The organism is Streptomyces sp. NPDC000941 (assembly GCF_053599555.1).
The window spans coordinates 1-18,055 of the sequence record NZ_JBSFMM010000219.1 but is presented as its reverse complement, the minus strand read 5'-3'; the positions used below and the strand labels follow the sequence as shown (position 1 = coordinate 18,055).

17 protein-coding genes and 1 rRNA gene are annotated in these 18,055 nt (G+C 71.3%); 4 read left to right on the top strand and 14 right to left on the bottom strand.

Annotation, left to right across the window (positions count from 1 at the left end):
- Positions 1-81: 81 nt before the first annotated feature.
- The 5 genes from hemB to ACWDSL_RS43200 are packed head-to-tail and all read right to left on the bottom strand — an operon-like array spanning position 82 to position 6,239.
- Positions 82-1,158 carry a porphobilinogen synthase gene (hemB, locus tag ACWDSL_RS43220; RefSeq protein ID WP_450493919.1) on the bottom strand — a complete coding sequence of 359 codons (1,077 nt, stop codon included), beginning with the start codon at positions 1,156-1,158 and terminating at the stop codon, positions 82-84.
- Positions 1,155-2,822 carry a uroporphyrinogen-III synthase gene (locus tag ACWDSL_RS43215; RefSeq protein ID WP_450493917.1) on the bottom strand — a complete coding sequence of 556 codons (1,668 nt, stop codon included), beginning with the start codon at positions 2,820-2,822 and terminating at the stop codon, positions 1,155-1,157. The genes hemB and ACWDSL_RS43215 overlap by 4 nt, the downstream gene beginning before the upstream one ends.
- A complete protein-coding gene (gene hemC, locus ACWDSL_RS43210) occupies positions 2,819-3,856 on the bottom strand; it encodes a hydroxymethylbilane synthase (RefSeq protein WP_450493915.1) in 1,038 nt (345 codons plus the stop codon). Before hemC ends, ACWDSL_RS43215 begins: the two co-directional genes overlap by 4 nt.
- Positions 3,853-5,376, bottom strand: coding sequence for a glutamyl-tRNA reductase (locus ACWDSL_RS43205; RefSeq protein ID WP_450493913.1), 1,524 nt, complete (start codon positions 5,374-5,376; stop codon positions 3,853-3,855). Before ACWDSL_RS43205 ends, hemC begins: the two co-directional genes overlap by 4 nt.
- Positions 5,373-6,239: a redox-sensing transcriptional repressor Rex gene (locus ACWDSL_RS43200; protein ID WP_450493911.1), complete on the bottom strand. Its 867-nt coding sequence runs from the start codon at positions 6,237-6,239 to the stop codon at positions 5,373-5,375. Before ACWDSL_RS43200 ends, ACWDSL_RS43205 begins: the two co-directional genes overlap by 4 nt.
- A gap of 333 nt (positions 6,240-6,572) precedes the next feature.
- Between ACWDSL_RS43200 and ACWDSL_RS43195 the strand changes: the two genes are divergently transcribed.
- From ACWDSL_RS43195 to ACWDSL_RS43180, 4 genes are all read left to right on the top strand, one after another.
- Positions 6,573-6,851: a glutaredoxin family protein gene (locus ACWDSL_RS43195; RefSeq protein ID WP_089509882.1), complete on the top strand. Its 279-nt coding sequence runs from the start codon at positions 6,573-6,575 to the stop codon at positions 6,849-6,851.
- Positions 6,852-7,037: 186 nt separating this feature from the next.
- Positions 7,038-7,973 carry an HAD family hydrolase gene (locus ACWDSL_RS43190; protein ID WP_450493909.1) on the top strand — a complete coding sequence of 312 codons (936 nt, stop codon included), beginning with the start codon at positions 7,038-7,040 and terminating at the stop codon, positions 7,971-7,973.
- Positions 7,974-8,580: 607 nt separating this feature from the next.
- Positions 8,581-9,384: an ECF subfamily RNA polymerase sigma factor, BldN family gene (locus tag ACWDSL_RS43185; RefSeq protein ID WP_450493907.1), complete on the top strand. Its 804-nt coding sequence runs from the start codon at positions 8,581-8,583 to the stop codon at positions 9,382-9,384.
- 204 nt (positions 9,385-9,588) lie between these two features.
- Entirely contained in the window at positions 9,589-10,806 is a 1,218-nt protein-coding gene (locus tag ACWDSL_RS43180; RefSeq protein ID WP_450493906.1) for a DUF5667 domain-containing protein, read from the top strand.
- A gap of 88 nt (positions 10,807-10,894) precedes the next feature.
- Here ACWDSL_RS43180 and ACWDSL_RS43175 read toward each other — a convergent pair whose 3' ends face one another.
- The 9 genes from ACWDSL_RS43175 to rrf form a co-directional block, all read right to left on the bottom strand.
- A complete protein-coding gene (locus ACWDSL_RS43175) occupies positions 10,895-11,950 on the bottom strand; it encodes a lysophospholipid acyltransferase family protein (RefSeq protein WP_450493904.1) in 1,056 nt (351 codons plus the stop codon).
- A 14-nt stretch (positions 11,951-11,964) separates the two neighbouring features.
- Complete coding sequence (locus ACWDSL_RS43170) at positions 11,965-13,014, bottom strand: NAD-dependent epimerase/dehydratase family protein (protein ID WP_450493902.1); 1,050 nt, start codon at positions 13,012-13,014, stop codon at positions 11,965-11,967.
- A gap of 204 nt (positions 13,015-13,218) precedes the next feature.
- On the bottom strand, positions 13,219-13,317 hold the full coding sequence (locus tag ACWDSL_RS43165; RefSeq protein WP_003948845.1) for a 30S ribosomal protein bS22: 99 nt from the start codon (positions 13,315-13,317) through the stop codon (positions 13,219-13,221).
- 173 nt (positions 13,318-13,490) lie between these two features.
- Positions 13,491-13,700 (bottom strand): helix-turn-helix domain-containing protein, encoded by a 210-nt coding sequence (locus ACWDSL_RS43160; protein WP_014053989.1) that lies wholly within the window; start codon positions 13,698-13,700, stop codon positions 13,491-13,493.
- A 128-nt stretch (positions 13,701-13,828) separates the two neighbouring features.
- Positions 13,829-14,644: a phosphatase gene (locus ACWDSL_RS43155; protein WP_450493899.1), complete on the bottom strand. Its 816-nt coding sequence runs from the start codon at positions 14,642-14,644 to the stop codon at positions 13,829-13,831.
- A gap of 159 nt (positions 14,645-14,803) precedes the next feature.
- On the bottom strand, positions 14,804-15,976 hold the full coding sequence (locus ACWDSL_RS43150) for an acetoin utilization protein AcuC (protein WP_450493898.1): 1,173 nt from the start codon (positions 15,974-15,976) through the stop codon (positions 14,804-14,806).
- Entirely contained in the window at positions 15,945-17,192 is a 1,248-nt protein-coding gene (locus ACWDSL_RS43145) for an MFS transporter (protein WP_450493896.1), read from the bottom strand. The genes ACWDSL_RS43150 and ACWDSL_RS43145 overlap by 32 nt, the downstream gene beginning before the upstream one ends.
- Before the next feature lie 39 nt (positions 17,193-17,231).
- On the bottom strand, positions 17,232-17,876 hold the full coding sequence (locus ACWDSL_RS43140; RefSeq protein WP_450493894.1) for an HAD family hydrolase: 645 nt from the start codon (positions 17,874-17,876) through the stop codon (positions 17,232-17,234).
- Positions 17,877-17,963: 87 nt separating this feature from the next.
- Positions 17,964-18,055: ribosomal RNA gene (gene rrf, locus ACWDSL_RS43135) — 5S ribosomal RNA — on the bottom strand; the annotation flags it as partial.

Here is an 18,055-nt window from a genome sequence, read left to right as displayed (position 1 = left end):
TTGTGTATGCTACAGCGACACGCCGAAACGACGGCGTGTCGCTGTCTCATACTCACCGCAAATGCCGCGGCCTCAGACGTCTCAGACGTCGCCCCGGCTCAGCCACTGCGCGACCTCGGTTGCCCAGTAGGTCAGGACCATGCCCGCCCCCGCCCGCCGTACGGACGTCAGCGTCTCCATGATCGCCCGGTCCCGGTCGATCCACCCATTGGCCGCGGCGGCCTCGACCATCGCGTACTCCCCGGAGATCTGGTACGCGGCGACCGGCACATCCGACTCGTCCGCGATCCGGCGCAGGATGTCCAGGTACGGCAGCGCGGGCTTGACCATCACCATGTCGGCGCCCTCGGCCAGGTCGAGCGCCAGCTCGCGCAGCGCCTCCCGGGCGTTGGCCGCGTCCTGCTGATACGTCTTGCGGTCGCCCTTGAGGGAGGACCCCACGGCCTCGCGGAAGGGCCCGTAGAAGGCCGAGGCGTACTTGGCGGTGTAGGCGAGGATCGACACGTCCTGGCGGCCGATGCCGTCCAGGGCCGCCCGGGCGACCCCGACCTGGCCGTCCATCATTCCGCTCGCGCCCACCACATGGGCCCCCGCGTCCGCCTGCACCCGCGCCATTTCGGCGTAGCGCTCCAGCGTCGCGTCGTTGTCGACCCGGCCCTCGGCGTCGAGCACGCCGCAGTGGCCGTGGTCGGTGTGCTCGTCGAGGCACAGGTCGGACATGACGATCAGTTCGTCGCCGACCTCGGACCGTACGTCCCGCAGGGCGACCTGAAGGATGCCGTCCGGGTCGGTGCCCGGCGTGCCGATCGCGTCCTTCTTGCTCTCCTCCGGCACGCCGAAGAGCATGATCCCGCCGACGCCCGCCTCGACCGCCTCCACGGCGGCCTTCCGCAGCGAGTCGCGGGTGTGCTGGACGACGCCCGGCATCGAGGCCAGCGGCACCGGCTCGGCCGCGCCCTCCAGGATGAAGGCGGGCAGGATCAGCTCGGCCGGGTGCAGCCGGGTCTCGGCGACCATGCGCCGCATGGCCGCGTTCACCCGCAGCCGGCGCGGCCGGGCGCCGGGGAAGCTCCCGTACGGGGTGGGGCCGTGCGAGGTGGAGCCGTGCGGGGCGGAACCAGTACCGCCGTACGTGGTGCTGCTGTCGTGGGTGCTCAAGAGCGTGCCCTCCTCCGTGAACCGGGCCGCCGCTCGCTCGGGCGGGTGACCTGCTCCCCCGCCTGGGTCGCGGCCCGCCGCCGGGCCGCCCCGAACTCCGCCAGCGCCTCGGCCAGCTTGTGCACCGAGGGCTCGGGCGACAGTACGTCCACCCGCAGGCCGTGCTCCTCCGCGGTCTTCGCGGTGGCCGGGCCGATACAGGCGATGACCGTGACGTTGTGCGGCTTGCCCGCGATGCCGACGAGGTTCCGTACGGTCGACGACGAGGTGAAGAGCACCGCGTCGAAACCGCCGCCCTTGATCGCCTCGCGGGTCTCGGCCGGCGGCGGCGAGGCGCGCACGGTGCGGTACGCCGTGACGTCGTCGACCTCCCAGCCCAGCTCGATCAGCCCGGCCACCAGCGTCTCCGTGGCGATATCGGCACGCGGCAGGAAGACGCGGTCGATCGGGTCGAAGACCGGGTCGTACGGCGGCCAGTCCTCCAGCAGCCCGGCCGCGGACTGCTCGCCGCTGGGCACCAGGTCCGGCTTGACCCCGAACTCGATGAGCGACTTGGCAGTCGCCTCGCCCACCGCCGCGACCTTGATCCCGGCGAAGGCGCGGGCGTCGAGCCCGTACTCCTCGAACTTCTCCCGCACCGCCTTGACCGCGTTGACCGAGGTGAAGGCGATCCACTCATAGCGCCCGGTGACCAGGCCCTTGACCGCGCGCTCCATCTGCTGCGGGGTGCGCGGCGGCTCCACGGCGATGGTCGGCACCTCGCTGGGCACCGCGCCGTACGAGCGCAGCTGGTCCGAGAGTGAGGCGGCCTGCTCCTTGGTGCGCGGCACCAGCACATGCCAGCCGAACAGCGGCTTGGACTCGAACCACGCCAGCTGTTCGCGCTGCGCGGCCGCGCTGCGCTCGCCGACGACGGCTATCACCGGCTGGGCGCCCTGCGGCGACGGCAGCACCTTTGCCGCCTTCAGCACCTGCGCGATGGTGCCCAGCGTCGCCGTCCAGGTGCGCTGCCGGGTGGTCGTACCGGCGACGGTGACGGTCAGCGGGGTGTCGGGCTTGCGCCCGGCGGCCACCAGCTCGCCCGCGGCGGCCGCGACCGTCTCCAGGGTCGCGGAGACCACGGCGGTCGCGTCCGAGGAGCCGACCTCGCTCCAGCAGCGGTCGTCGGCCGTACGGGCGTCCACGAAGCGCACATCGGTGCCCTGCGCGTCCCGCAGCGGCACCCCCGCGTACGCGGGCACGCCCACTGCGGCCGCCACGCCCGGCACCACCTCGAAGACGATGCCCTCGGCGGCGCACGCGACCATCTCGTCGGCGGCGTATCCGTCCAGGCCAGGGTCGCCCGCGACCGCGCGGACGACCCGCTTGCCGCTCCGCGCGGCGCCCATGACAAGATTGGCCGTGTCCCTGAGTAGGGCCACGTCGGCGGTGCTTGACGACGCGTCAGCTCTCGCCTGCTCCGGTGCGCCCTGAGCGTCCGCGGCCACGCCCGGCCTGACGTGCGTACGTACCACGTCGAGCACTTGTGGATCGGCGATCAGTACATCAGCGGCGCCTAGTGCCTCCACGGCACGCAACGTCAGCAGGCCTGGATCTCCCGGGCCGGCACCGAGGAAGGTGACGTGCCCGTGTCCGGGTGGGTGGTTAGGGGCGTTGGGGTTCAATGTGCTCGCTCCCCCATAAGACCGGCCGCACCCTTCGCAAGCATCTCGGCGGCGAGCTCATGTCCCATGAGCCGGGCCGCCTCCTCGCCAGGCGCCGCGGGAACGGGACCGGTGGTGGACAGCTGCACCAGCGAGGAGCCGTCGGTGGTGCCGACGACGCCACGCAGGCGCATTTCGGTGGCAGCCTGACCGTCGCCCAGCAGGTCGGCCAGCGCACCCACAGGTGCGCTGCAGCCGGCCTCCAGGGCGGCGAGCAGGGATCGCTCGGCGGTCACGGCGACCCGGGTGAGCGGGTCGTCGAGCTCGGCGAGCTGAGCAGCGAGCGCCGCGTTGGCGGCGGCGCACTCGACTGCCAGTGCCCCCTGACCGGGGGCGGGCAGGATGTGGTCGGCGTCCAGGATCTCGGTCGCCTCGTCGAGCCGTCCCAGACGGCTCAGGCCGGCGGCGGCCAGCACCACCGCGTCCAGCTCCCCCGAGCGGACGTAGCCGATACGGGTGTCGACGTTGCCGCGGATCGGCACGGTCTCGATCCGCAGCCCCAGCGAGCGCGCCCAGGCGCGCAGCTGGGAGGTGCGGCGCGGGGAGCCGGTGCCTATCCGGGCGCCGGGCGGAAGCTCGGCGAAGGTGAGGCCGTCGCGGGCGATCAGCGCGTCGCGCGGGTCCTCGCGGGTCGGCAGCGCGGCCAGGACCAGGCCCTCGGGCTGCGCGGTCGGCAGGTCCTTCAGCGAGTGGACGGCGAAGTCGATCTCGCCGCGCAGCAGCGCCTCGCGCAGCGCGGTGGCGAAGACGCCCGTGCCGCCGATCTGCGCAAGGTCCTCGCGCGAGACGTCCCCGCGCGTCGTGATCTCCACGAGCTCGACGGGACGTCCGGTGACGCGGCGCACGGCGTCCGCTATCTGCCCGGACTGGGCCATGGCCAGCGCGGAGCGCCGGGTGCCGAGCCGCAGCGGCGCGGATGCACCGGAGGCGGCGGGGGTGCTGGAGGCGGCGGGGGTGTGTGCCCGGCCGGAGGCGGCGGGGGGTGTCGCGTTCATGCCCGGCCTCTCTTCGGGTCGTTCGGTACGGCCGCGGCGCCGGGCCGGCCGGTGTCGCCGCCGTTCGGGCGGGTGCCGTTCGTATCGGCCCGGCTGACGGCGGCCACCGCCTGCGGGTCGAGGTCGAACAGCTCACGCAGCGCGTCCGCATACCCGGCGCCGCCGGGCGTGCTCGCGAGCTGCTTGACCCGCACGGTGGGCGCGTGCAGCAGCTTGTCGACGACGCGGCGCACGGTCTGGGTGATCTCGGCGCGCTGTCTTTCGTCGAGGTCGGGGAGGCGCCCGTCGAGCCGGGCGATCTCGCCGGCGACCACATCTGCCGCCATGGTACGCAGCGCGACCACGGTCGGCGTGATGTGCGCGGCGCGCTGAGCTGCCCCGAAGGCGGAAACCTCGGAGGAGACGATGGCCCGGACCTGGTCGACGTCGGCGGCCATCGGGCCCGCCGACGTAGTCGGCTGATCGGACACTGTCGCCGCGGCCTCGGCCAGCGACTCGATGTCCACCAGGTGCAGCCCGGCGACGCGGTGCGCCGCCGCGTCGATGTCGCGCGGCATCGCCAGGTCGAGCAGCGCGACGGTCTCCGCCGCGCCCGGCCCGACGGCGCCCGCCGCCCGGTGCTCCGCGCGCCGGTCGAGGGCTTCGCGCAGCATGTCGGCGGTCAGTACCAGGCCGGTCGCGCCCGTACAGGAGACGACGATGTCGGCGTAGGGCAGCTCGTCCGCGACACGATCCCGCGGCACAGCACGGGCGATCAGCGGACGACCGGCGGCAGAGCCGTCCTCGCGCGGGGCACCGGCGACGGCATCCGCACCGGCGTTCTGCCCGGCCAGGGACTCCGCGAGGCGCCGCGCCCGATCCAACGTCCTGTTGGCGATCACCAGTTCGGCAACACCGGCACGCGCGAGCGTGGTCGCGGCCAGCGAGGACATCGAGCCCGCCCCGATCACCAGGGCACGCCGCCCCGACGCCCAGTCCGCCACCGGCGTGGTGCCCCCGGCCAGCTGTTCGAAGCCGAAGGTGACGAGCGACTGACCGGCCTTGTCGATACCGGTCTCGCTGTGGGCCCGCTTGCCGACCCGCAGCGCCTGCTGGAACAGATCGTTCAGCAGTCGGCCCGCGGTGTGCAGCTCCTGCCCCAGCGCGAGCGCGTCCTTGATCTGGCCGAGGATCTGGCCCTCGCCGACGACCATCGAGTCCAGCCCGCAGGCCACCGAGAACAGGTGGTGGACGGCCCGGTCCTCGTAGTGGACGTACAGATACGGAGTGAGCTCGTCGAGGTCGACCCCGGTGTGCTGGGCGAGCAGCGTGGACAGCTCGGCGACCCCGGCGTGGAACTTGTCCACGTCCGCGTACAGCTCGATGCGGTTGCAGGTGGCCAGCACGGCGGCCTCGGTGGCGGGCTCGGCCACGAGGGTGTCCTGCGCCAGCTTGGCCGGCTCCTCGCCCACCAGGGAGGCGCGCTCCAGCACGCTCACCGGCGCGGTGCGATGACTCAGTCCGACGACGAGAAGGCTCATGCCGGCATCACGGCGGGCACATCCCCGTCAGGTCCCTGGCGACCGTTGTCCTGGCGACCGTTGTCGGTGCCCGCGCCCGGCGCCGCGCGGTGCGGGGCGAGCGGGGCCGGCGCCGCCGCGGCGGCCCCCGGCGTTTCCTGGGCGGACGACTGGGCGGCCGGCTGCGCGCTCGCCGCCGCCTCGTCGGGCGCGCCCGTCTCCTCGCCCGCCTTGCGCTGCTCGTGGAAGGCGAGGATCTGCAGCTCGATCGACAGGTCGACCTTGCGTACGTCCACCCCGTCCGGCACCGAGAGCACGGTGGGGGCGAAGTTGAGGATCGAGGTGACCCCGGCGGCCACCAGCCGGTCGCAGACCTGCTGGGCCGCGCCGGCAGGGGTGGCGATGACGCCGATCGACACGCCGTTGTCGGTGATGATCTGCTCGAGCTCGTCGGTGTGCTGCACCGCGATGCCCGCGACCGGCTTGCCGGTCATCGCCGGGTCGGCGTCGATCAGCGCGGCGACCCGGAAGCCGCGGGAGGCGAAGCCGCCGTAGTTGGCGAGCGCCGCGCCGAGGTTACCGATACCGACGATCACAACCGGCCAGTCCTGGGTGAGGCCCAGCTCACGCGAGATCTGGTAGACGAGGTATTCCACGTCGTAACCGACCCCGCGGGTGCCGTACGACCCGAGGTAGGAGAAGTCCTTGCGCAGCTTGGCCGAATTGACCCCGGCCGCGGCCGCGAGCTCCTCCGAGGAGACCGTGGGCACCGAGCGCTCGGAGAGCGCGGTCAGCGCACGGAGATACAGCGGAAGCCGGGCGACGGTGGCCTCGGGGATCCCTCGGCTTCGGGTCGCCGGTCGGTGAGTTCGGCCAGTTGCCACGGTGCTCCTGCGGGTAGAGCGGGGCTGCGGGCGTCCGTATGTTTCAGGACGTCCCCATCAACAGCAGGCTATGTCTTTGTGAACGCGTGCACAAAGATGGTGTCCGCTTTGTCCGAGCAAAGTGACCGGTGTCACGCATCTATTCGACCTGCTCGTGGAACCACAACAGGTGTCACACCGTTCCCGGCGGCCACATCCGCGCGGCCGGGACGCCGACGGGAGCACGGGCCCTCACTCCTCACCGCTCGCCCCCAGGACAGAGCACAGACAGCAGCACAGACAGCAACAAATCGCCCACTATGGTAATCGACGGCGCGGGGCACAATGGCGGACATGAGCCCGCTGCTGCGCCGCACCCCGCGCAAGAACCCCGCCGAACGCACGGTCACGCTGATCGGCAAGCCCGACTGCCATCTGTGCGAGGACGCCGAGGCCGTGGTCGCGAAGGTCTGCGGCGAGCTGGGCGCGTCCTGGGAGAAGAAGGACATCACCCAGGACGAGGAGCTCTACCGTAAGTACTGGGAGCAGATCCCGGTGGTCCTCGTCGACGGCGCACAGCACGACTTCTGGCGGGTGAACCCGGATCGGCTCCGGAAGGCGCTGCGCGGCTGAGCGGGCGCCCGCGCCCAGCCCCCGCCCCGGGCTGCTCCGCAGCCCTTCCGCAGCCCTTCCGCAGCCCTTCCGCAGCCCTTCCGGACCCGTTCCGTATCCGTTCCGCATCCGGGAAGTCGGCGCGGCTGAATCGTCCCGACACCCGGCCGTAACGGGATGCGGGGAATGGCTGGCTATGCTCAGCCCATGGCCGCATTGGGATGGTTCACCCGTCGTCGACACCTCGCCACCGAAGCGAGCGTCCTCGCCGGAGAAGCCTCGGCCGAGGCCGCGCGCAAGTCCTCGGCCCAGACGCCCCCGCTCCCCGAGGCCCCCGAGGCGCCTGAGCCGGAGTTCCCCGTCGTCGGGGACGAGCGGGCGGCCGCCTTCTTCGACCTGGACAACACGGTCATGCAGGGCGCCGCCCTGTTCCACTTCGGCCGCGGCCTCTACAAGCGCCATTTCTTCCGCAAGCGCGAGCTGGCCCGTTTCGCCTGGCAGCAGACCTGGTTCCGGCTGGCCGGCGTCGAGGACCCGGCCCATATGGAGGACGTGCGCAGCAGCGCCCTGTCCATCGTCAAGGGCCACCGGGTCTCGGAGCTGATGACGATCGGCGAGGAGATCTACGACGAGTACATGGCCGACCGCATCTGGCCAGGCACCCGCGCCCTCGCCCAGGCCCACCTCGACGCCGGACAGCGGGTCTGGCTGGTGACCGCCGCCCCGGTGGAGACCGCGACGATCATCGCCCGGCGGCTGGGCCTGACCGGTGCGCTCGGCACCGTGGCCGAGTCGGTCGGCGGGGTGTACACGGGCAAGCTGGTCGGCGAACCGCTGCACGGGCCGGCCAAGGCCGAGGCGGTACGGGCGCTGGCGGCGGCCGAGGGCCTTGACCTGTCACGCTGCGCCGCGTACAGCGACTCCTCGAACGACATTCCGATGCTGTCGATCGTCGGCCATCCGTACGCGGTGAACCCCGACGGGCGGCTGCGCAAGCACGCGCGCGAGCACGGCTGGCGGCTGCGCGACTACCGTACGGGCCGCAAGGCCGCCAAGATCGGCATCCCGGCGGCGGCCGGGGTCGGCGCGGTGGCGGGCGGCACGGCGGCCGCCGTGGCCCTGCACCGCCGCCGCCGCTTCTGACACCGCCGCTTCTTACACCGCCGCTTCTGACACAGCCGCCTCTGACGCCGGCACCTCTGACACGGCGAGGCTGACGCCGCCGCCTCTGACGCCGCGTGGGCCACGCCGCGTGGCTGACGCGGCGTGGCTGACGCGGCGTGGCTGACGCGGCACCCAGCCGTCACCCTGCGGCCTCGGCCTTCACCCTTGACCGCTTGCGCCGACACCCGACCACTCGCGCCGGGCGATGACCGTCCGTGATGACGGCCCCCGGCGCGCCACCCCGCCCCCGGAGCGTCATCGGCTGACCACGGCCGCGCCCGGCCGGTCAATCCCGGTTTCCCGCCCCACAAGGCTCCGGCCTGCCCTCTTACCGCCTCTTTTGCACAACACGCCACGAAATCGCGCAGACCCCGACACTTACCGGTCAAGAGCCTTACTGCATTCGATACTTGATCGGTCATCAACCCATAACGGAGCAGACTGAAACGATGATTTGGACAACTGGGTGTAGCGTTGCCTGTACGAAGCGTTATTCTCCTTAGACGCAAATCGGTACCCACGCGTCCCTACGGCGGGTGAACGGTCCCGTACTGCACGTGATGGAAGCTCTGCCTCTGGGAGTCCCGTGTACCCACACGTCGGGGTTGACGCCTCGGGCCTGGCTACGCTGCGCGCAACGGTCCTCGACTGTCTGCGCGGCTTCGTCCCCACCGCGTATGCCGTCCCCGCCCTCGCCACACCCATGCCGTCCGTCGCTGTCGGCGCCGACGGCGCGGCCGGCCCCGCCAGCTCCTGCTATGCCCTGGCCGACGGCGGCGCGGCGGTCGGCAGACGCTCCCGCGGCGGCACGTCCACCGCCCGCCGCCCCAGCGCGGACAGCGACAGCCGCCGCATGATGGACCTCGTCGAGCGCGCCCAGGCGGGCGAGGCCGAGGCCTTCGGCCGGCTGTACGACCAGTACGCCGACACCGTCTACCGCTATATCTACTACCGCGTAGGCGGCCGGGCCACGGCCGAAGACCTCACCAGCGAGACGTTCCTGCGGGCGCTGCGCCGCATCGGCACGTTCACCTGGCAGGGCCGTGACTTCGGCGCCTGGCTGGTGACCATCGCCCGCAATCTGGTCGCCGACCACTTCAAATCCAGCCGCTTCCGGCTGGAGGTCACCACCGGCGAGATGCTCGACGCCAATGAGGTCGAGCGCTCCCCTGAGGACTCCGTCCTGGAATCCCTCTCCAACGCTGCGCTGCTCCAGGCCGTGCGCAAGCTCAACCCGCAGCAGCAGGAGTGTGTGACGCTGCGCTTCCTCCAGGGCCTGTCCGTCGCCGAGACCGCCCGCGTCATGGGGAAGAACGAAGGCGCGATCAAGACCCTCCAGTACCGGGCCGTCCGTACCCTGGCCCGGCTCCTCCCCGAGGACGCCCGCTGACCCTGGGTGGTGGCGCCACCACGCCCCGTCCGATCATCGGGAGGGCGTAACCCTGGTGCTGCGCCGCTCGTTGAGGAGGATGCAGGCTCCTTGCGGTCACGCCCTTCCATAGACACCCCACTCGTTCGGGTGGAAAGGCATGCGGCGTGCAACCTTCCAGGTGTCCTGGGGAGTGGACCGTCATGACGAGAGGAGGTGCCGCCTGTGATCGCGAACGTATCGGCGCACCGGCGGGCTCACGCCTTCGCCAAGGCCCTGGAGGCCCTGGAGGCCCTGGAGAAGGACAGCCGCCAGGATTCCCAGGGCGCGGCGGGGGCCGAGCAGCCCGGCTCTTCGGCCGACAGCGCGGAGCACAGACGGCTGCTGGCCCTGACGAGCGGGCTCGGCGAGTTGCCGGCACCGAAGCTGGATCCCGAGGTCCGGGTCACCCAGCGGGCCCAGCTGGTCGCCGCCATGGAAGCGGCCTTCGCCGAGGGCGCGCCCCAGGTGCCCGGGCAGCGGCCGCCCCGCGCCCGCCGGACGACGCCCCTCAGCAGACTGCGCCCCCGCTCCCGCTGGTCCAAGGGGCTGGCCGCCGGAGGGCTCACGGTCGGGGTGGCGGCGGGCGCGTTCGGCGGCGTCGCCGCGGCCAGCTCCGACGCTCTGCCCGGTGACACCCTCTATGGCTTCAAGCGCGGCATAGAGGATCTGAAGCTCGAGATGGCCGACGACGACGCGGATCGCGGCCGGCTGTATCTGGACCAGGCGTCGACCCGGATGAGCGAGGCGCGCCGGCTGATGGAGCGGGGCCGCTCGGGCGATCTGGACCATGAATCGCTGAGCGAGATCCGCAAGGCCCTCGCCGGGATGCGCCATGACGCCTCCGAGGGCCACCGGCTGCTGCACAAGGTCTATGAGCGGGACGGCTCGCTCGGCCCCATGCGGACGCTGTCGTCCTTCTCCCGCTCCCACCGCGACGGCTGGTCCCGGCTGCGCGAGAAGCTGCCCGTCCAGCTCATGGACGTGGGGGACGAGGTGAGCTCGGTGTTCGACGCCATAGACCAAGAGGTCGGTCCGCTGCAGTCCCTGCTGCCCGCCTCCCGCGACGGCCGGGACAACACCGGTCATTCGGTGGTCGAGCCACCCGAGCGGACCACCACGGGCGGTTCCAACATTCCGGCGCCCGCCGTGACCACGCCGAGCGCCCCCCGCCCCAGCGGGGACGACACCCGGCCGCACCCCTCGGCGCCGTCCCACCTCGAGGACGGCGGCCTCATCGGCGGCGCCGGCGATCTGCTGGATCCACCGACGGGCGAGCCGACACCGCTCCCGTCCTCCGGCAAGGGCGACCCGGGCACCAAACCGACCCAGCCGGAGATCACCATCCCGCCACTGCTGCCCGACCTGCTGCCGGGCCTCGGCATCGACGGCGACGGGAAGTAGACAGGAAGTAGGGGCGCGTACGACGGAGGCGGCGCCCGGCGTTCCCCATGGAACCCGGGCGCCGCCTGAGAAAGCGCTCAGAAAGCGCTCAGAAAAAGACAGACCGCCGCTGCACCAGCAGCTTGTAGAGCGTGTGCTGGATCGTCTCGCGTACCTGGTCGGTCAGGTTGAACATCAGCATCGGGTCGTCCGCCGCCTCCGGCGGATACGAGTCCGTCGGGATCGGCTCACCGAACTGGATCGTCCACTTCGTCGGCAGCGGCACTCCGCCGAGCGGCCCCAGCCAGGGGAAGGTCGGCGTGACCGGGAAGTATGGGAAGCCCAGCAGCCGCGCGAGCGTCTTCGCGTTCCCGATCATCGGGTAGATCTCCTCGGCGCCGACGATCGAGCACGGCACGATCGGCGCCCCGGCGCGCAGCGCCGTCGAGACAAAGCCGCCCCGCCCGAAGCGCTGCAGCTTGTACCGCTCGGAGAACGGCTTGCCGATCCCCTTGAAGCCCTCCGGCATCACCCCGACCACCTCGCCGCGCTCCAGCAGCAGCTGGGCGTCCTCGGCGCACGCCAGCGTATGCCCGAGCTTGCGCGCCAGCTCGTTGATGACCGGCAGTACGAAGACCAGGTCGGCCGCGAGCAGCCGCAGATGGCGGTCCGCCGGGTGGTGGTCGTGGACCGCGACCTGGAGCATCAGCCCGTCCAGCGGCAGCACCCCGGAGTGGTTGGCGACGACGAGCGCGCCCCCGCTGTCCGGGATGTTCTCGATGCCCTTCACCTCGACCCGGAAGTATTTCTCGTACATCGGGCGCAGCAGTGACATCAGCACCTGGTCGGTCAGGTCCTCGTCATAGCCGAAGTCGTCGACCTCGTACTCCCCCGTGACCCGGCGGCGCAGAAAGCTCAGGCCGTGCGCCAGCCGCCGCTCCCAGCCGCCCGCGGGGGCGCCGCCTCCCGGCGAGTCGTGGGGCGGCAGCGGCGGCGTCGTGGCGGCCGCCGCGAGCGTCTCCGCCCGCTGGTCGCGCTCCTCGTCGCGCTGCTGCGGTACGGGCTTGAGCGGGCCCTGGGCGGCCCGGTGCGCACGCCCCTGCCGCTGCCCCTTGCGCCGGGACCGCGGCTCCTCACCGAACGGAATGACCTTGGCATCCGCCATGGTGGTTGCGCTCCTCAATTCTGGGCGGCGCCGCGGGCGGGCAGCAGCCCGGCGAGCCGGTCGACGGTACGGGCGAGGCTCTCGGGCGGGAGCAGCCCGGGCCCGCGGCTGCGGGCGTAGTCGGCGAAGGCGCCGGCCGTGGAGTATCGGGGCTCGAAGCCCAGCGTCTCGCGCATCTGATTGGTGGCGACGACGCGGCCGTGCGTGAGCAGCCGGATCTGCTCGGGCGAGAAGTCGGTGATCGCGACGGAGCGCAGCGCGGTACGGGCCCATCTCAGGGTCGGCAGCAGCAGCGGGAGCGTCGGGCGGCCGAGCCGCCGGGCGGCCTGTGAGAGCAGCAGCACACCGTCGCCCGCGATATTGAAGGTGCCGCTGTTGAGCGTGCCCCGGGACGGCTCGGAGGCGGCGATCCGCAGCACCTCGATGGCGTCTTCCTCGTGGACGAACTGCAGCCGCGGGTCGTAGCCGATGACGGTGGGCAGCACGGGCAGCGCGAAGTACTCGGCGAGGGGCGAGTCCGCGCAGGGCCCCAGGATGTTGGCGAAGCGCAGCACGCAGACCGCCACATCGGGGCGGCGCCGGGCGAAGCCCCGTACATACCCCTCGACCTCGACGGCGTCCTTGGCGAAGCCGCCGCTGGGGAGCGATTTGGGCGGGGTGGTCTCGCTGAAGACGGCGGGGTCGCGGGGCGCGGAGCCGTACACATTGGTGCTGGACTTGACCACGAGCCGCTGGACCGACGGCGCCTTCTGGCACGCGCCGAGCAGCTGCATGGTGCCGATGACGTTGGTCTCCTTGACCGAGGTGCGGCTGCCGCGCCCGCCGAGCGGGGTGCCGTTGATGTCCATGTGGACGACGGTGTCGACGCCGGTCTCGGCGAGCAGCTTCCCGATCGCGGGGTGGCGGATGTCGGCACGTACGAAGTCGGCCCCGCCGAGGTGGTGTTCGGGGGTGACGGCGTCCACGCCGATCACCCGGGCGACATCGGGCTCGCGCTGTATGCGCCGTACGAAGCGGCCCCCCAGGCGGCGTGCGACTCCGGTGACGAGCACGACCTTTCCCAAGATCAGCGCCTTCCTTCCCACCCTCGTGCGAGCTGGGCCGAGGCGAACACCGTAGCCGCTGGATGTTGCCCTGTGATGACCACTCGCCGCACGTTACGAGGTTTTAGGACGAGGGTCCGGCGGCGCTGGGAACCCCCGTGTGCACGCGCCGCAGCCCTCCCACCGACGGTGGAAGGGCTGCGGGACGAACACAGCGTCGCTTGCTTACTTCTTGTTGCGACGCTGGACGCGCGTGCGCTTGAGCAGCTTGCGGTGCTTCTTCTTCGCCATCCGCTTGCGCCGCTTCTTGATAACAGAGCCCACGACTACCCTCGCTCACTTCGATTCACTCGGTGCGGGGCGTCCGAGCCCACACGACCTACATCGGGCCAGCCTACCCGGCGCCGAGCGAAGCGCGTAATCCGAGGGGCGCCCTGGCCCCTGCCGTCAGGCACGTCCGGGCCTGGCCCCGTCCGGGACCTGGGGCCCGTCCGGGCCTAGGCGGACTCCACCCCCACATAGGACTCGCGGAGATACTCATGAACCGCCTGCTCTGGGACCCGGAAGGACCTGCCCACCCGGATCGCCGGCAGATGACCGCTGTGCACCAAGCGGTACACGGTCATCTTGGACACTCGCATCACCGAGGCGACTTCCGCCACGGTCAGAAACTGAACCTCGTTCAGAGGCCTTTCGCCAGCAGCCATGACACACCTGAACCTTCCGCACATGTCGGGCACCGGCTTCCCCTCCGGTGACTCCTGCTCGCATGCGCGCTCCTCACCAGATTAGGGGCGCGTGATACGAGTGGGGAAGAGGAGTAGCGATCGGACGCCTACTGTGACAGACACGCCCGATTGAGTACATAGCGAGTAATCGGTCGGTAGTAAGCGGACCGCACAGCGTCGTCAAGCGGAACCGCCACCGACACCCGCCCCTCCGCCTGGCCGACGAACGGCGCGGGGTCGTCGGCGTCCGCCAGGCCGATGGCCTCAAACCCCAGCTGACCTGCCCCGCAGACCCATCCGTGGTCCCCGATGATCAACCCGGGGAGGGGGCCGCCGCGGTCGGCGGCGCAGCCGAGGACCACCCGAACCGGGAGCGGTGAATGACTGTGGCAACCCGGGTCGCGAGCCCCGTTTCGCGCGCCGGGTTCCCGCACCATCGCGACTCCTCGTACGTAGACGATGTTGTAGGTACGTACGCCGAATTGGGTCGTTATGTCGATACATCTATTCTGCGCGGGGGTGAGAACAGGGCAGCCGGCCGCCGAGAGCGCCGCCGCCAACGAGGCGTAGAACCCGAGGAGGCGGTGCGGATGCCCGGTCCCGAGCAGCACCGGCGCGCCCTCGGCGGCGGCCGCGGCCAGCCGCTCCGCGAAGGCGTCGAGGGCGGCGATGGTCAGATCGGGATCGATCACATCCTGACCCGAGGTGAGCGCCGGATTGGCCGAAACCCCGCATTTGTCGCTCATGAGGCGAAGTAACTCCGGGAAGGACCAGTCATGTTCGGGCTCGATACCGAGCAGCACCCGGGGGTCGCGGGCGGCGAAGAGCCGGTAGCTGCGCAGGCTCCGCTCCCGGCTCGTGGCCACCGGCCCGGCGAGCCGCGCCGCCAGCAGATGCGCACGCAGCGCGGCGGTACTCAACACGCCACCGATGCTGACGGATCACCGCGACCGCGGGCCGGAGAACGGCGAGAGTTGCCACGGTTGGCCTAACGGCGCCCGGGGCCGGGGCCCGGGGCCCGGGTGTTCCAGGGCAGCAGGGCCCGGGCGTTACGGGACGGCAGCGCCCAGCGCCCGGTCGTCTCAGGGCAGCAGCGCGTGATGAGGGAAGACCGCCCGGCGGGTCGCGAGGATCGCCTGGTCCAGCCTGTCCCCCGGGTCGTACCCCCCGTCCCCGAAGTCCCGCCACTGCGGCGACCGCCCGTCGGTCATCCGCCGCGGCGCCGACTGCCGGGTCCGCCGGTACACCTCGTGCCCCCACTCCTCCGGCACCTCCGCCTCCGGCGCCACCGGCCGCCCGGCGGCGATCGCCACCAGATGCGTCCACGTCCTGGGCACCACGTCCACCACCGCGTACCCGCCGCCGCCCAGCGCGATCCACCGCCCGTCCGCGTGCTCATGGGCCAGCTCATGACAGCTCTCCGCGACCGCGCGCTGTGCGTCCACGGTCACCGCGAGATGCGCCAGCGGATCCTCCACATGCGTATCCGCGCCGTGCTGTGTCACCAGCACCTGCGGCCGGAACGCCGCCAACAGCTCCGGCACCACCGCGTGATACGCCCGCAGCCACCCCGCGTCCCCGGTTCCGGCCGGCAGCGCCACATTCACCGCACCGCCCGGCGCCCGCTCCCCGCCCGTCTCCTCCGGCCATCCGGTCTGCGGGAACAGGGTCCTCGGGTGCTCGTGCAGCGACATGGTGAGCACCCGCGGGTCGTCCCAGAACGCCGCCTGCACCCCGTCCCCGTGGTGCACGTCCACATCCACGTACGCGACCCGCTCCGCACCCATCTCCAGCAGCCGCGCGATCGCGAGCGCCGCGTCGTTGTACACACAGAACCCGGCGGCCCCACCCGGCATCGCATGATGCAGCCCACCGGAGAAGTTCACGGCGTGCAGCGCGTCCCCGCGCCATACGCTCTCCGCCGCGGCGACCGACTGGCCGGCGATCAGCGCCGATGCCTCGTGCATTCCGGCGAAGGCCGGATCGTCGATGGTGCCAAGACCGTACGAACCGTCCGCCGAGGCCGGATCGGCCGACGCCCGCCGCACCGCCTCGATGTAGTCCTGGCGGTGCACCAGCCGCAGCGTGGACTCCCCGGCGGGCTTTGCCGCGACCACCTCGACGGCGCGGTCGAGCCCGAACGCCTCCACCAGACGCATGGTCAACGCCAGACGGACCGGGTCCATCGGATGTCCGGCGCCAAAGTCGTACGCCGTCAGACCCTCATCCCACATCAACTGTGCGCGACCGCTCATGTCCATCACCGTACCGGGCAGGAGTGGGCGCAAACGACCTCGCGTACCACAGCGTCGCGAGCACCAGCGCCATGGGCACCAGCATCGCCCCCCGGTAATTCCATGCGCCGCCCAATGCGCCGACAAGCGGGGAGCCGATCAGAAAACCCACGTAATTGAAGATATTGAGGCGCGCGATCGCGGCGTCCGACGCCCCCGGGAACAGCCGCCCGGCGGCCGCGAAGGTCTGCGGCACCAGCACACACAGCCCCAGCCCCAGCAGCGTGAACCCCAGCATCCCCACCCACGCCCCGGGCGCCACCGCGACGACCGCGAACCCGCCCGAGGCGAGCAGAGTGCCGACCCGCACGACGGCGACCGCGCCGAAGCGGCGCACCCCGAGGTCGCCGAAGGTGCGGCCGAGAAGGGCGGTGACCATATAGACGTTGTACGGGACGGTGGCCAGCTGCTCGGAGCTGTGCAGCACGTCCTCCAGGTACTTGGCGCTCCAGTTGGAGACCGTCGAGTCACCGATATAGGCGAACGACATCACGAGGCAGAGTGGCAGCAGCAGTTTCATGCCGACGGCGGCGGACGCCTGCTCGTCCTCCGGGCTCTCCCCCTGCTTCCTGTCCTTTTCCTGTTGCCCCGTTTCCTGTTGCCCCGCTCGATCCACGTACCAGCGGCTGGCGAACAGCGCGACCGGCACAAGCGTCGCAACAAGCGGCGCGTACAGCACGGGCAACGACACATCCCAGTGCGCGCCCGCCCACGCCAGCGACGCCCCGCCGATCCCGCCCAGGCTGTACGCGGCATGGAAGCCGAGCATGATGCTCCGCCCGTACGCATGCTGCAGGGTGACGCCGAGCATGTTCATCGACGCGTCGAGGGCACCGACGGAGAGCCCGAAGACCGCGAGCGCGAGGGCGAGCTGCCACAGCGCCGTACCCGACCCGGCCGTGAGCAGCGCGACGGAGACCACCGGCTGGGCCCAACGCAGCACCAGCCCCGGCCGCACCCGCTTGACCAGGTGCTCCGTCCCGACGCTGCCCACACCCGCGAGGATCGGAACCGCGGCGAGGAACGCGGGCAGCAGCCCGTCGGACACCCCATACCGGTCCTGCAGCGCGGGTATTCGGGTCACCAGCAGAGCAAAGACCGCGCCCTGGACGAAGAAACTGACGGCCAGCGAGGCCCGGCCGTGCCGCAGCCGCGGGGTCGGGCGCGTATCTGTCATGGCCGAGGAGCGTACGGCCCCACGCCATATTAGGCGAGATCAGGCGAGCAATTGCGGAAGTTCTGCCATCTTCGCGAAACGGGCGTGGGCGCTGGCGAGCTTGGCGGCCGGCGTCATCGCCGTAAATCCGTACACATCCATCCCGGCGGCGATGGCGGCCTGCACACCCAGCGGACTGTCCTCGACAACCGCACACCGCTCCGGCGGCACCCCCATCGTCCGCGCCGCATGCAGAAACAGATCCGGCGCGGGCTTGCCCCTCCCCACATCCTCGGAGCTGAAGATGCGCTGCTCGTCAAAGAGTCCATACAGCTCGGTCTTCCGCAGCGCGACGCGTATGCGCTCATGGCTTCCGGAGGAGGCGACACAGTACGGAACGCCGTCCGCGTTCAGCTTCTCCAGGACGTCGGCTACGCCTGTGACAGGCTCCAGTTCCCGGCGGAAGGCGTCGAACACGCGGCGGTGGAAGGTCGCGTCGAAGTCGGCGGGCAGCCGGCGGCCGGTGCGCTCGAGGACCAGCTCATGGATCCGGTGCATGGCCGACCCCATGTAGTCCCGTATGGAGTCTTCGTAGGTGGTGGGGTGGCCCAACTCCGTCAGATAGGCGGCGAGGTGCCGATTGGAGATCGGCTCGCTGTCGACGAGCACGCCGTCGTTGTCGAAGATGACCAGGTCGTAGCGCATGCCGCTCAGACTACTCGGGCAGTGCCCGGGAAAAAGAAAAAAGCCCGGCCGGGAGCATGGCTCCCAACCGGGCTTTTATCAAAGATTGTTCGGCGGTGTCCTACTCTCCCACAGGGTCCCCCCTGCAGTACCATCGGCGCTGAAAGGCTTAGCTTCCGGGTTCGGAATGTAACCGGGCG